The organism is Kamptonema sp. UHCC 0994 (genome assembly GCF_029167235.1).
Taxonomy (GTDB): domain Bacteria; phylum Cyanobacteriota; class Cyanobacteriia; order Cyanobacteriales; family Microcoleaceae; genus Kamptonema.
On record NZ_JARFTR010000311.1, the window covers coordinates 1 to 14360 of the forward strand.

Genomic DNA, 14360 nt, shown 5'->3' on the forward strand with positions numbered 1-14360 from the left:
ATCCACATGGTATACCGCTCGGTTTTAACACACTAATTACCCCATCCCAAGCAAAAATAAAGGTGCATCTATCCAAGATTGCTGATGTAATAGATACCCATAAAACCGCCCCACAAGCTGCACTAATAAGCAAGCTGAATCCAATTATCAAGGGCTGGTCAAACTATTACTCAGCAGTCTGTAGTGCGGCAACCTACTCAAAGGTTGACCACTTAATCTATGACAAGTTGCGAGCTTGGGGCAAATCGAGGGTAAAAGGGGACGGGAATTGGTACAACAAATACTGGTTAAGAGTAGGTACTAACAAACGTTTCAGAACCAATGAAGGACATGAATTAACCTCACACTCAGATACGAAAATAGTAAGACACATAAAGGTAAGAGGTGAAGCTAGTCCTTACAACGGAGACTGGTCTTATTGGAGCGCACGAAGGGGAACATACCCTGGTACTCCCACAAGGGAAGCCAAATTACTTAAGAAACAAAAGGGTCGTTGTTCCCACTGTGGTCTGTATTTTACCGAATCAGACAGTGTAGAAGTTGACCATATTAAACCAAAAAGTCTAGGCGGTAAAGATGCCTACGATAACTATCAACTTCTGCATAGACATTGCCACGATACAAAGACGGTTTCTGACGGTTCCTTAAACAAGAATCACGACGATTAACCGTTCTAACTCGTACCCATAACAAGGGTGGAATTATCAAGGAGCCGGATGAGGTGAAAGTCTCACGTCCGGTTCTGAACGAGAGGTTGAGGGGGCAACTCCTTAATCGACTCTAACTGGTGCCACCGTTTGTTAAACGCCCTTTACCAGTACAAAACTTATGGAAGGGTGACATACAACAAAATCACACAGTTTCTCAAAAGCCAACAGGGAAAACAAATATTTAGCGAGGAAACATTCAACTATGCCCTACACCAAATCTCAATTAAGTCAAGAGTGGAACCTTCCCATTGAAGACATCCTAGATGCGATGGCAGATATCGAAATTGACCCCAATCTTGACCAACTTTCAGAAGAACAAGTAGACAGAATATTTGCCCAATTAGCAAGTGCAACACCGTCACAGCCACAACCACAAATAAATCTACCTCCGACTCCACCTACCTCAAAAACCCCATCGGAAACCCCAGTAGGAAGCCTTACCAATAAAAGCGAGGAAAACATCGAATCATCAGCAAACGCAATTGCTGACGATTTAAAAGCAGCTTCCGCCCAAAACTCAACACTAGATGAAGTATTGCGGGAACAAGCAGCAGTAGTGGGGGCAATTAAAGGCGAACAACTTGTCACAGTCTATGCCGATAGTTGTTTGAGAACCCTTCAGCAAGGTAAGCAAAACTTTACTGAATGGCTAATAGCAGCAAATCAGAAAGAACTCCTGGCAGATAGTGAAAGTTTTGACCCTTCTAAGTATGCAACCAGCTTGGGTGTGCCACTCCCAAACGAGATTTACAGCAGTGCGGCAACTGTCAACATCCACAGCTCAAAAGAACTGCTGGACAAGTACAAATCATCAGCAGAGAAAGTGCGGAAATCGACGCTCTTAGAAAGCGAGTTGGTGAGTTAGAGAGACGGTTGAAAGAAGAGAGGCGTACTCCTAGTTATTTGGCTAGATTAGCTGGCAAATTGACGGCTCGCGCTCTCTCTAAAAACATCAAGCCTGGGTTAAGTGACAACTCTAATTATGGAGAAGAACTTGCTCAAATTATGCGGCTTGGTTGAGTAAAGTTCATTAATTTCACAGGAGGATACTATGGTGCAAATTGTTGATGTTTCCGCTGTAATAGTAGAAGTGAAAACAGTCGAAACTGTTTGGCAGAAACTGAGAAAAGCTTGCCGTTCTATGCTTCGGCAACCCTTCGACAAGCTCAGGGCGAGACGCTCAGCAAGCGTTTTCACAATATGGGAGGCTAAAAGCACAATTTCTATGTGGGAGGAACTCAGTTTTTTAATGAGATTGGGGTAAATCTATGACCAATTTTCTGGAAGCGTTTCTTGCCAAACTACTGCTTGAAACTTTATTAAGAGTGGGGCGTAGTGACAGTAAACAAGACTTAAGTTCCGATAGTAGCAAACAAGACTGGTTGTTAAATATTTGGATAGCTATTCTGGTTGCTTGTTCCAGCCTAGTGATGATTGCGGGCACTCTCTACTTCTGCTCATTTTCATACCAGCAAATAACTGAGTTCAACCATATTTTACATCCAGAAAATGGAGGTGATAAATAATGTGTTTTGGGACAAAAAGACTGAACTTAGGCATCGAGTAGTAGTTGAGACTGAGAAAATTACAACTTACAAATTCAATGCTTACAAATTTGCCTCATTTGTACTCGGAGCATTTCTGTTACTAAGTCTGGTATTTAACAGAGGACATTTCTCTAATAATTACCAGCCAAGAGATGCTAACCCATCTGTTATCGAAGACACTAACAACATTCAAATCGAAGAGGAAATTCAATGAACAATCCCTTTAAAAACGAAGACACGCTCAAAACTGGGTTTTCCTTTCAACAGGAGCAAAGAACTCAGAGCACTTCATCCTTTGGCATTTTTGCTGGTGCAGCTTTATTTTTACTAGCTTTAGGAGCTATTGGCCTTCTGCAAGTTGGTGATGGTTCTGGCGGCGGTAATCGTAATGGCAATCGCCAACCTATAGAATCCTCTTTTGCTCCCTCTAATTCCGTCAAAAGCTAATCATGCAACCACATTCATTGTGCTGGATTGCTGTTGTTTGTATTGTGGCAGCAATCCTTCCCAAAAAACCTGAATTTTACCAGTTTTACCAACCATACCATGAAATATCTAACGCCAATAGTCTTACTAGGATTAGCTTTTTACCTTTTATCAACAGCTAATCCCTCACCTCAAAAGTTAGCTCAGGCTAACCCATTTTCTGATTTCTTTAGTCTAATCTTTGGGGGTGGAAATGCCAAACATCAGCAGGGTAGTATCCCACAATGATTAGCAAAATACTCACATCACCGCAAGTTGTGTATCTCGCCTTGATGTGGGCAATACAGATAGCAAATGAGGAAATATATGCCGGGGAATTGAGAAGGTTTGGCCTGTACACAGGTGTAGGAGGAATCTACTTAGTTGGGATTATAACTTGCCCTTTCCTTCACGCAGGTTGGTTACACCTAATCGGCAACACTTTTGCTTACCTTCCTCTGTCTGTTCTCTGTTGGAAAAACTTCCCTTTTGTATTTTGGTTTTGTGTAATTCTGGGGGGTTTAATTGCTTGGGCGATTACCCCACCTGGAACAGTAGCAGTCGGTGCTTCCGGTGTTATTTACGGGCTTTGGTCTTACCTGATTATTCGGACATTACCCGTTCTATTCTCCACGTTTAAACAACCGTCAGCTAAGGGTTTTGGGCAGTTTACTATCATGGCGGTTACGTCTTACTTAACAGTGAAAATGTGGGGAGAATTATGGCCAGGGATGGTTCCGGGACTTGTACCCAGAGGTATTTCTTGGCAAGGGCATTTAGGGGGAGCAATCGCCGGTGTTGTAGCAGCATTTATTAAACCATTCAATCAACAAAATTTGGAGGAATAATTTAATGGGAATCGGCAATCGAGTTTTAAACATAATCAAAGCTAAAGTTGGGAGCTTTTTAACCGCTCACGAAGACCCAGAATTGATGCTGAATCAGACAATTGAACAGATGCAGCGTGAGTTAATTCAGCACAAGAATGCGATTGCCAACGTTGGTGCTGCTTACATGGAAACTCAAGACAAGCTAGCTGCTGTAAATAAAGAGATTTCAGTATGGCATCAGCGAGGCTTATTGGCAGTGCAGGCACGTAATATACAGCTTGCTCAACACGCAGCCATGAAAAAGCAGGAAGCGATTGCGCTGCAACAGAGTTTGTCTAATTCTCTGGCAATAATAGCTCCCAAATTTGAGGAATATCGGGTGCGGTATGAAGATTTGTCGGCTAAAGTCAGTCAGTATAAAAATCAAAAAGCTGAGTTGACGATGCGGGTGCGGGCTGCAAAAACTCAGCAGGAATTGGATAAGGCTTTGTCTGGGGAATTTGGAACTGCTTTTGGTCAATTTGATGAGTTAGCGAATCGAATTAAGCAGTTTGAATATCAAACTCGTGCTGCTGGATTGCTCAATCAAAATAGCATTAATGAGGGCGATTTTTTACGATTGGAAGCACACAGTACAACGCAACAGCAATTAGCTGAATGGGAAAATCGCCACTCTTTACCGCCAGCTACTAGCATTCCTTCAAAATACACTCGTATTGTCACTACTGCTGTTACTTCCAATAGCTCAGCTAATGTGATTCCTCCTATTGCACCCATTACTCCTATTCCTCCTATTCCTCCCATTGCTCCAACTGATTTTGAAGAGCAATTTCGTCAGCTTGAACTGAATTTTAGGTAGGAATAGCTAGGTGTCAACTTACAAAGGAAGCAATTAGGAATTGTATGGGATACGCAATCAGACTCACTAAGGAAAACATAGATTTTGTCAAGAGCATTGTAGAATCTGCCGAATACAATGCAGAGTTGAATAGGGATTCGGATTTAGGGACTGAAATTGGTAAATTATGGCACGCAATATACGGCTATCGCAGTGACTATGACACATTTTTTGCAATTGGAACAACCATCATATTTCTGCTAATTCAGTTACGCGAAAATCGACCGCATGAAGATATTGCTAACTGCTTGTATGAAACAAGTTTATTAGCGGAAGTTAGAGAAATTAGGAGCTAAAATCAGGCTCTATCCCTCTCTGGCACGATTTAGGTTATAGGGGGTTTTAGGAGGCTCAAACTCAGTCTTTAGAAACTTCAAACTCAGTCATTGTGCCTGTACTGTAAAAACCCTAGACAAATCGCAGCTAATAGGGTTATAGGGGGTTTTAGCAGGCTCAAACTCAGTCACAGCCAGAAAAAGCATCAATCAAACTCAAACTTTTTCTATGACTAAGTTTAAGCCTGTTTTCCGGCTCGGTTTTGTCTAAGTCTCGTTAGCAACTTGAATAAGTTTAGGTAGTTGCATCAATGGATAACAAGATATCAAATTGGTTGGTTTTGCTGCTAATAGCAGCAAGTGGAATAGCGTTATGCTACACGCTGGGAAGAATGCGAACGCTACCAGAGTCACAGAATAGTTCACCGAGTAATTCACTTCGTAACTCACACCCGTAATTTGATTAATAGGAAGTAAACATGAAAGTCTGGATGTTTGTTTTAGTCTTTGGTTTCTTTGTTGGTACTTGGTCTGGTTGGGAACTTCGAGGTAAGTTTGAAAATAACCCCCTTGCTGCGGCAAAAAGTTGGATTTCTCAAACTTTTAATCGTCAACATAAACCTCAAAATTGCCAATGACCAACAAAGAAATTATGTCTGGCGTTAAGAATGGATTTGCTTTGGTAGGAGTAGGTTTTATTTTGATGAGAATAGCGATACTTGTAATACCTGCTCTACCATCTTTACTGCCATTAGGTTCTCCAAATAATCGAGTTTTCGTTGAGACTTTGAAGGTTTAAAAAATGAAGAGAAAAGCATCGGGGTTATTAATACTAATAGGTTTATCCTGCTTTGGGATAGCTGGCTGCGATATTGTTCGAGAAGCGGTATCGCAGCCAAACCTAAAATCGCACTCGGAGAAATCAGCAAAATTAAGCACAATCAAAGAAAGTGTTGTCTGGTTGACTAACAATTATCGGAGTCATAAAGGCAAAGACGAATTATTCGTTAATCCTCGGTTGTCAACGTTAGCAAGAAAGCATAGCGAAGATATGGCTTTAGGACGAGTTGGGTTTGGTCATGGGGGGTTTAACTGTCGCGCACAAACAGCCAAAATTTACTTGGGAGTTGAAAGTATTGCTGAAAATGTGGCGATGAATTATGGCTCTAAAAATCCAGCTACAACTGCTATGAATGGGTGGAAGAAAAGTGATGGTCATAATAAAAATCTGCTCGGTAATTACAGCCAAATTGGTGTAGGAGTTGCCAGAAATAAACAGGGTAAAATTTACTTCACTCAACTTTTTGCTCGATGAATACATTGACATTTGGGGCAAGAGCGCCCCCGTTGTTATGGAACGGGTTTAAGTTGATAGCAACGGTAACGTACAAGATTGGAGGAAAGCTGTATGAATTTTGTTCAATCACTGTTTGGTAAACGACATTCTGGGATATCTCAGAATCAGATTGATAACCTGACACCCAGCCATTTGCTTAAGCCTTATCAGAGCGATTTAGACCCTAGTAAGGTTAAGCAGTTGCCAGGGTTTATAGTGCCTGCTATCAAGCAGGATAAAGTGCTGGCAATGGCAACTAAGGCTGCGGCAATGCAAGCCGAGCAAGGTGCTAAAGTTGTTGGCGAAAAGGTAGAAAATGCCAAAAAAGTTCTGCAAGCTGCGGCAGAAATAGAGGTTAAATCTGCTGAACTGGTGGGAGCTTACGGTTCCTATCAAACTAAGCGGATGCAGGCGGAATTTGCTAAACAACAAGCTAACGCCCAATTTGGTTCTGCGGCTGCAAACATGGCAATTGGGCACAATCAAAACGCCTACGCTTTGCAAGGCTCGGTTGATAGCGCTCGGATGCAAATTCATTTAGATGCTGACCGTTACGAAAAGGTGGGAGGTTTCTAATAATGTCGAAAGCACTGATGGCTGGAGGGATGTTTTTTCTTCTTTCTGGCCCGCTCAGTGCCGCGTGTTACTACAGCAAGTTTTATAGGGAAATCCAAAGTTTTTCCTACGCGGCATTGATAATTTTAATTTTAGCGACTACTATTTCTCTTCTATTTGATGAAACTGTGGGGAATGCAATTGCAGTTAAACCCACTGATGTGAGAGGGGGAGCTATTCTCTGTTTAATTTGTTTAATTAGTACGGTGACAATTTTTGCTTTTGCTTTGCATCGGATTATTGCTTTGTACTGGTTGGGTGGGTTAGCAGTGGTGCTGGTGTTAGTAGGATTTTTAATGGTTTATTGGTTGGGTAGGGGTAATGGAGAGTAAAGAATTAGATTTTGAAATTGGTATTGAACGACAGTGGGTGTCAAATGGGATTCGTTACTGTATTTATACTGCTGGAATTACGTTAATTGGTGTCAATGTTGCGGTTTGGTCGCTGGTTCCATTTTTATACTCCAATTCCAAGGATGCTACTCATCGGGTAGCGAACAATTGTAGTTTTATTTTCCAATCACTTAGTGGTGTGGTTTTAGTGATTGGTGGTGCAATTGCGGCCCACGATGAACCTCTTGCTCGTATGGAACGGGAGAAACGCCGCAAAATTTTTGCTCATCGGCAAGCTGTACAGGAGCAGATGGCTAAAAGCGCTACTGAACAGATTTTGATGAGTAAGCTTTCTCAATCTTTGGACAACTCTTCGGGAACCGCTCAGGGGAACCCGTCTGCATCTCAATCTCAAGCACAATTAGCAACGCATTCCCCAAATACGTTTAGCTTTTCCTCCACACAGGACTCAACAGGAAGGGGGGTAGAAGAAGAAAAATCTTCTCTTCCCCCTTCCCCTTCCCCTTATTCACCCGACATTACTACCAATGTCTTACGGGTTTTAAAAATGTATGGCATAGAAGCGCAATGTCTGGAGGTAGTTACGGGGCCGAGTACGGTAGCTCTTTATCTATTACCGGAGGCTCCAGCGACTGTTGCGAAAATTGCTAACTGTACAGCAGAACTTCAAACTTTTTTGGGTTTAGAACAAAAGCCTTTAGTTAATCCTTCTTCTAAAGGTGTTCAAATTGAGCTACCTCGCATTGACCGTCAACTTATCCCGTTAGAGAGTGTTTTGCCATATTTACCAGCAGCGCAAAAAGGGAAAATGTCGATGCTTATAGGAGTTGATATTAATTTTCAACCTGTTTTTGGGGATTTAGATGAGCCTTATTCTGCTCATTGGTTAGTAGTTGGTGAATCTGGTTCTGGCAAAAGTGTGACACTACAAAGCGCTGCTCTTTCTTTGATTCTACGGCATCAGCCGACTGAGGTGCAGCTCGTTATTGTTGACTTGAAAGAAGAGACATTTCCAGAACGAACTTGGGGTAATATTCCTTGGCTGTGGAGGAAACCTAGTTATGAACCTGAAGGTGCTTTAAGGCTAATCGAAGCCGTTAATGATGAGATGGAAAATCGTAAAGCTATTTTTAGAGCGAACGGAGTTTCTAATTATCAAGAGTATTGCCAATTGGCGGGAGTAGAACTTATGCCACGCTTGGTTCTATTTAGTGATGAAACCTCGGACTTGAGTGCTAAAAGTTCTGTTTATAAGCAGCAATTTGACCAATTGGCGGAACCCGCAGCGCAAAAGTGGCGAAGTTTTGGGATTAATTGGATATTGGCTTTGCAACGTTGCACGGAAGATAAAATATCGCGGGCTGTGGTTTCAAATTTGCAGGCTAGAGTTTGTCTTAAGGTGATTGATGGCCATAATTCTAAGGCGGCAATTGCTATCCCTGGGGGTGAGGAATTACTGGGGAAGGGTGATATGTTGGTGAGGATTGCTGGGAGGTTAACGCGGGTTCAAAGTTGTTATTGTAATCCAGTGCAATATTTATCTTTTGACAAAGTTCAGGAATCATCTCAATATGGGGGTATGAGTTCTCAAAAGGCTACCATTAGTAATGATTGCAGTCCACCATCTGCACCTAGAGATAGAGCAGTTTGGATTTCTCAAGTGGCTGATGCAGAGCTTGAGGATGCTGGTGAAGTCTCCACATCTCCACACTCTCCACATTCGGGTTTCCACACGCTGGAACCTTTGATGCACATCGATTCCACAGAATCTACAGTCTCCACATCTCCACAGTCTTTACTGCCAAAAAACTGGGAATTCCCTAATCCTACTGACGAAATTTCTCCACACCTTAAAGATGTGGTGTTAGATTATAAATACTCTGGAATTGGGAAAATTCGGACTATTAAAGAGGTTTGGGGGTTAGAAAGGAGTGGGACAGATTTACGATATAAAGCTGCTGAAAACCAATATAAAACTATTCTTAGTGGTGAAGGGTTTGAGTGTTAAAGTTGAAGTTACATTCTCTCAAATACCAAAGATACCTCAAATCTAAAAAATGGAAACAGCTTTCAATAAAGTGTCGCGCTGCAACTGACAATAAGTGCTGTATTTGTCTCGCTCCCTCAGCAGAGAGTCATCATGCAAGCTATAAAAATTTAGGTAAAGAGAAAATTGGTGAGGATATTTTTGGGGTATGTTTGCTTTGTCATAAGGCTTTACATAATAAGTTTTTATGGTTGAGTAAAAATCAGAGGGAAAAGATGCACTTATTTCTTAAGAAAAGGTTTAAGGAAATTACTAGCAAAGTGAGAAATTAACAATGAAACTCGTTGCGAGCGCACGATATCTCTATTTTGTCACTCTCGGAAAACAAAAATCAGAGCCAAATTTTCAACTGTAGAGCCAGCAAGGATTTGAGCATTTATTTTCTAACAGAACGGATATCAAGGGTGAGAAGGTAGCTAAATATCGGGATACGACTGGGATTGATGCGGCGACTTTTGAGCGGGTGTTGCAAGGATGCGCGAGCACTTCTTTGTCAGGCAAACGGGACTATGTTCTGTTGCGCTTGCCGTTTTTTGAAGAATAGGAGAGAAATCTCTACTCGCCAAGTAGAGATACCCTACGGATACAGAGGCTGGCATTAGGCACAATTTGGATGCGAGCGATCGCTCGATTATGGTGGCTATTTCTTACCTCACGAGACATTATTGATGAAAAACATTCTACAAAAACGATTTTCCTCCGCCCTAAACCAATTGACGAGTATGAAGTTATTCTCAGGTAGTACAAGTGACGTTTTGTTGTTTGACTGTGCCGCTGCTGCTTCTGAGATTGCATTTATGCTCGGTGGTGAATGGGATGGTTGCAACGCTATTGTCGTACCTTCATCTGACAAAGAAGCTGTGAACGCGGCGGCTAACTTGGTAGGAGCGTCCTGGTGTTATCAAGGAGCTTCCACTGCCTTGTTAGCTAGATTGAGTACGAATGAACTTTTGAGGCGATACGCAGCAGGTGAAAGGAATTTCGCCAACGCTAATTTGAGGTGTGCTGTTCTTGTTAAGCAGAACTTGAGTCAATGCAATTTAAGTTACGTTAAATTCAATTGGGCTAATCTGAGTGGGGTAAATTTTAGTGGAGCGGACTTAACGTCGGCTGACTTGAGCGATGCCTCTTTGAATGAAGCCAATCTGAGTCTGAGTTCTCTGCATAGAACTCTCCTAACTAGGGCTAATCTCAGCCTTGCTAACCTCAGAGGGGCTAATCTTTTTAAGGCTTCCTTAAATGACGCTTGCTTGGACAAGGCAGATTTGACAGGCGCGAATTTGAGCTTTGCCGATTTAAGAGGGGCGAGTTTTGATGACGCTAACCTGACTGGAGCTAACTTAACCGGGGCTAAGCTGACACAAGGACAGTTCTCCGTTGCGGTGGAAGTGAACCAATAGGAACTGGAGGTTGAGAAAGGGTGGGAGTCAGCAAAACATCATATTCTTCAAAAAATTGCCCATTTTCCGTGCCTCTAACTGTAATTGACGAGCAGCTTTAGCATAGTCAGCCGCACTCAAAGCCTCCCCTGTAGCAGCGGCTATCCTAATCCCATCAAAGATGATTTCGGATTATAAAAACCCGATCCGTCGCTATGAGAGTCCCCGATATTTGCTGTCTCGGTTTTTATCAGCGGGTGAGAAGGGCGATCGCGATAGGGCCTTATTTGGAGTGTGCCTCTATAGAACCCATTTGAGATTTTTTTGATGATCGCCTGAGTCCTGTGCGATCAGCTCCGGCTGCGAGCAATTGGCCACTCACGGACGATCTCTCAACAAGGGGTGATCGTTTAAGCATTATAGCGATCGCGATCGGTTCAGTCACGGGCACTGGCGAGCACCACAGGCAATCGGCATCCAATTAGCTTTTTTTTGGAGGTGATGCAGTTTCAAGCACAACAGGGAAAGGCTATTGGTTGTCCTTGCATGATTTTATTGATGTAAAATTACCCTCAAAACATTGTGTTTTATTAGATTGATGATGAAGATGCCAGTCTCTTCATCATCAACCTAACAAAACAAAGATTCAGTTTGGCAGTTGCGTTATCCAACGTTCTCTCGAAATTCTTCGTGAGGATTTTACACCTTTCTATCCAAGCATTTGAGCGTTCGATAATCCACCTCGCTTTTACTGGAACAAATCCCGATTTTCCTAGAGCTTCTTTTTGTTTTTTTGAGGGTTCCTCTGAGAGTTCAAACTTAATTTTGGTCAGGATATGTGGGTAGATTTTTTTTAATTCATCTGTCAGATGGTCGGGATGATATCCGTGGTCTAACAAGATGGTAATTTTGGGGATATTACACTCAACTTGAGCCACTACTCACTGCTTCGCGAGTGGCTTGAGCCAGATCGAGTAACTTATGTAATGGTGCGTCTAGCAACTGGGTGTAAGAAACCAAGATGTAATTCTATACAATTTCATCAATCCAGCTTTGAATCTTGCTAATCAGCTTTGGTAGATCAGGTTGAATATCCTTCAACGGTTGCTTAAGAGACTGGTTGGTAATCCAAGCAATGTGAATGCCCAAGTCTGGATCGGCAAGTTTTTGGCAGAATGTACTCGCTTCTTCTGTTGGCTCATGAAAATCGTTAGCGTCTTTGATGTACAAAACCAAAGCTAGGTTTAGGTGCTGCAACTTTTCTTGTATCTCGAAGAGGTGTTGTTGAAGTTCAGCATCATTTCTGACTGTGGGGGGTTTCCCTGGAATTTCGACAGCCTGATGCTTGTAGATTTTATTGCAGAGTTTTTGCGCGATCGCTTCTTGTTCTGTCTCTTCTTTGAAAGATAGTAAGTTGATTATCAACGGAAAAGTGTAGTCAGTAGATTGCAGTTGCTTGAAATTTATGTTTTGGAGTTCGAGGATTTGAGCTTCAGCAGAGTTACCAACAGGAATGTTGTCTGGTGTTTCAGGATGGGTGGAAGTAAGTTGACTGTGCCATACTTGATAAAAGTCTAGGTAAGACATATTCTGAGCACAGTGCAACAGAACTTCTAAACATACACTTCGTCGTCGTTTATCGTTTTCATTATTTTTATCTAGCAACCAGTCTTTTAATTGTTTGACTATTATGGTAAGTCCCTCGATTTTGCGAATGTCTTTCAAATGAGCCGCAGCACTTTCGATCGCTGAACGACGATAATAATACTCATACTCTATACCTTCCCAATCTTCGCTGAAAAGCAGCACTTCAACCATTACGTTGATAGCATCTGGGTTGCCAGGATCGATTTGCTCCAGATTTTTAGCAGTATCTAGACGCTCATCCTCAAACTGAGAAATGTATAACAACCACTTAGTCAAAGCTTCAATAGCTTGCTCGAGCAGTTTTCGGTTGCCTGGGCTACTCTCTAGCAGAGTATTTGCAGCCATGCAACAGATTTTCGGATCTGGGTCAGTGTCCCGTAAATCAGTTAAGATATCAACAAATCTTTGATTGTCGGCACTAATTGCTATTAAAGTAGAGGCTGCTGAACGACGAATTTCAAGATCGGGTTCTGTGTTCAGACAACGGATTAAGGCAGTGATTACTTCCGAACAGTCATTGCCAATTTCCCTTAAAATCCAGATGGCTCCAAGACGTGCATCTTGGGTTTTGCTGGTATCTTCAAAAAGATTAATTATAGGATTGATAACATCCAGGCTTTCGTTTTTAGCAAGGTTGTCCAACAACAGGCTACGAGTATAGCTATACCCATATTCATCAGAGGTACTGTCGCAAATCTGCTCAATCAAAATATTAAGTGTCTTCTCATTTCCGTAACCAATTTTCCATAAGTCCTTAGCCGCACACCAACAGATACTATAATCTTGAGTGCTATCTACGAGTTCAGTCAGAGCTTTAACAGCATCTGGATTATCTTGGTCGATCTCCAACAAGCTTTCTGCTGCTAATAAACGGCTCTCTTCATCTTGATTGGAATGTAATAGCTTTTTGATAGTAACAATTGCCTCTTGCCTGTGCACAACAATTTTGCCTAAGATTTCAGGAAGCCACCAACATCCACCCTGAGCAGTTGATAATAGTTCCATTAAACTTGAAATTACTAATGAGTTTCCTACGGCGATTTCTTCCAAATACTTGGCTATTTCATTTGGTAACAATACCTCTTCATTACAGCCCATCAAGTAAAATAAAGTTTCAATGACATCCAAGTTATCAGGGTTGATTTTCCACAAGCTTTTTGCTGCTTCAAAGCGGATATAATTCTTTTGAATTGGATGTAGTAATTTATTCAAAACCTCGATTACGTGAGAATTGCCAAAAGCTATTTCTCCTAAAGCCTTTATAGCTTTTTTATGAATGTCATCATCCTTACTGGTTTGTAATAACTCTAATAATGCAGCAATTGCATCTGAATTACCAGGGTTGATTTTGCCTAATCTTTCTGCATAAAATAGACAACCCTTTTCATCTGGCTGGCTATTTTGTAAGCAATATTTAAAAATATCGATCATCTGTGCGGAGATGCCTTGAAAATTTTCAGTTTCAATTTTAGCCAATGTTTCTAAAGCCGATGTAATAATATACGTAGATTGAGACTTATCTACCAAATCCCATAAAGTTTGACTTACTTTAGTTCTAGGATTGCCAATTCTTAACAAGATATTAGCAGCTTCTAACCGTATTAAATTATCATACTTTATACTTAATAGTTTTGTTAAAGAGTTGTTTAATTTTAGTTGCTCTGGCTTTATATTAGCTAAGGCAGACTTAATTCGCCAAACTTCACCCCAGTTTGATAAATAATTTTCTGCTTTAAGGTAAGTTTGAAGTAGCTCAATCAGAGCTGCAAGTGCTTGAAAATTACCAATATCAATTTCTGCCAAGCTTAAAGCTGCTTCTAGGCGAATATCCTTATTCTGACTAGGGTGAAGTAATTGAGCTAGAACGCTAATAGCGCCTCTGTTGATAGGGGCAATTTTTTTTAAAATAGAGATAGCTTCTAAACAAACACCCTCATCTTGGCTGGAGTACAGAAACTCAGTTATATATTCAATTACGTCCTGATTGTCAACGATAATTTTCTCCAAAGTTTCCAAAACTAGCCCGCGGTTATCCTTAAGTGAGCCGAGGTTATCTGCGTTTGAAATACTTAACAGTCGCTTAATCAAGGCATTACTGTGACTTAAGGGAAAAGATTGCCACAACGGCAAACTTTTCCTTTAAAATTATTGATATTTAGATCTACTAGCCTTGTCAAGTACGAAAAATCAACCACATAAGGTGGTGTTCCCGTTGACTACAGGCACGCTTATGCCTGAAAAAAGAACTTTCGGCAAGG

General features: G+C 41.5%; 19 protein-coding genes. 17 read left to right on the top strand and 2 right to left on the bottom strand.

All coding sequences use genetic code 11. The features are described 5' to 3' along the window. The 17 genes from PY364_RS28550 to PY364_RS28630 form a co-directional block, all read left to right on the top strand. On the top strand, window positions 1-668 hold a 668-nt coding region (locus tag PY364_RS28550), incomplete at its 5' end, for a group II intron maturase-specific domain-containing protein (protein WP_275571085.1). A 244-nt stretch (window positions 669-912) separates the two neighbouring features. Further along, window positions 913-1575 (top strand): hypothetical protein, encoded by a 663-nt coding sequence (locus PY364_RS28555; RefSeq protein WP_275571086.1) that lies wholly within the window; start codon window positions 913-915, stop codon window positions 1573-1575. A 186-nt stretch (window positions 1576-1761) separates the two neighbouring features. After that, the gene (locus tag PY364_RS28560; protein WP_275571087.1) at window positions 1762-1974 is read left to right on the top strand and encodes a hypothetical protein; all 213 of its coding nucleotides are present in this window, start codon (window positions 1762-1764) and stop codon (window positions 1972-1974) included. 4 nt (window positions 1975-1978) lie between these two features. Then, window positions 1979-2236, top strand: coding sequence for a hypothetical protein (locus PY364_RS28565; RefSeq protein WP_275571088.1), 258 nt, complete (start codon window positions 1979-1981; stop codon window positions 2234-2236). A gap of 1 nt (window position 2237) precedes the next feature. Further along, entirely contained in the window at window positions 2238-2471 is a 234-nt protein-coding gene (locus PY364_RS28570; protein WP_275571089.1) for a hypothetical protein, read from the top strand. Next, a complete protein-coding gene (locus tag PY364_RS28575; protein ID WP_275571090.1) occupies window positions 2468-2704 on the top strand; it encodes a hypothetical protein in 237 nt (78 codons plus the stop codon). The genes PY364_RS28570 and PY364_RS28575 overlap by 4 nt, the downstream gene beginning before the upstream one ends. A 99-nt stretch (window positions 2705-2803) precedes the next feature. Beyond that, entirely contained in the window at window positions 2804-2971 is a 168-nt protein-coding gene (locus PY364_RS28580; protein WP_275571091.1) for a hypothetical protein, read from the top strand. Then, window positions 2968-3570, top strand: a complete 603-nt coding sequence (locus tag PY364_RS28585) for a rhomboid family intramembrane serine protease (protein WP_275571092.1) — start codon at window positions 2968-2970, stop codon at window positions 3568-3570. The genes PY364_RS28580 and PY364_RS28585 overlap by 4 nt, the downstream gene beginning before the upstream one ends. A gap of 4 nt (window positions 3571-3574) precedes the next feature. Next, a complete protein-coding gene (locus PY364_RS28590; protein ID WP_275571093.1) occupies window positions 3575-4411 on the top strand; it encodes a PspA/IM30 family protein in 837 nt (278 codons plus the stop codon). Between the two features lie 44 nt (window positions 4412-4455). Continuing rightward, entirely contained in the window at window positions 4456-4746 is a 291-nt protein-coding gene (locus PY364_RS28595) for a hypothetical protein (RefSeq protein WP_275571094.1), read from the top strand. Between the two features lie 458 nt (window positions 4747-5204). Next, window positions 5205-5363, top strand: coding sequence for a hypothetical protein (locus tag PY364_RS28600; protein ID WP_275571095.1), 159 nt, complete (start codon window positions 5205-5207; stop codon window positions 5361-5363). Further along, window positions 5360-5524: a hypothetical protein gene (locus tag PY364_RS28605; protein WP_275571096.1), complete on the top strand. Its 165-nt coding sequence runs from the start codon at window positions 5360-5362 to the stop codon at window positions 5522-5524. Before PY364_RS28600 ends, PY364_RS28605 begins: the two co-directional genes overlap by 4 nt. 3 nt (window positions 5525-5527) lie before the next feature. Further along, on the top strand, window positions 5528-6040 hold the full coding sequence (locus tag PY364_RS28610) for a CAP domain-containing protein (RefSeq protein WP_275571097.1): 513 nt from the start codon (window positions 5528-5530) through the stop codon (window positions 6038-6040). A gap of 93 nt (window positions 6041-6133) precedes the next feature. Then, complete coding sequence (locus tag PY364_RS28615; RefSeq protein ID WP_275571098.1) at window positions 6134-6637, top strand: hypothetical protein; 504 nt, start codon at window positions 6134-6136, stop codon at window positions 6635-6637. Window positions 6638-6639: 2 nt separating this feature from the next. Next, complete coding sequence (locus PY364_RS28620) at window positions 6640-7008, top strand: hypothetical protein (protein WP_275571099.1); 369 nt, start codon at window positions 6640-6642, stop codon at window positions 7006-7008. Next, window positions 6998-9037 carry an FtsK/SpoIIIE domain-containing protein gene (locus PY364_RS28625; RefSeq protein WP_275571100.1) on the top strand — a complete coding sequence of 680 codons (2040 nt, stop codon included), beginning with the start codon at window positions 6998-7000 and terminating at the stop codon, window positions 9035-9037. Before PY364_RS28620 ends, PY364_RS28625 begins: the two co-directional genes overlap by 11 nt. A 761-nt stretch (window positions 9038-9798) precedes the next feature. Next, entirely contained in the window at window positions 9799-10476 is a 678-nt protein-coding gene (locus PY364_RS28630) for a pentapeptide repeat-containing protein (protein ID WP_275571101.1), read from the top strand. Window positions 10477-11045: 569 nt separating this feature from the next. Here the strand turns inward: PY364_RS28630 and PY364_RS28635 are convergent. Next, the gene (locus tag PY364_RS28635; RefSeq protein WP_275571102.1) at window positions 11046-11393 is read right to left on the bottom strand and encodes a transposase; all 348 of its coding nucleotides are present in this window, start codon (window positions 11391-11393) and stop codon (window positions 11046-11048) included. Window positions 11394-11484: 91 nt separating this feature from the next. Next, window positions 11485-14109, bottom strand: coding sequence for a HEAT repeat domain-containing protein (locus PY364_RS28640; protein ID WP_275571103.1), 2625 nt, complete (start codon window positions 14107-14109; stop codon window positions 11485-11487). Window positions 14110-14360 lie beyond the last annotated feature (251 nt).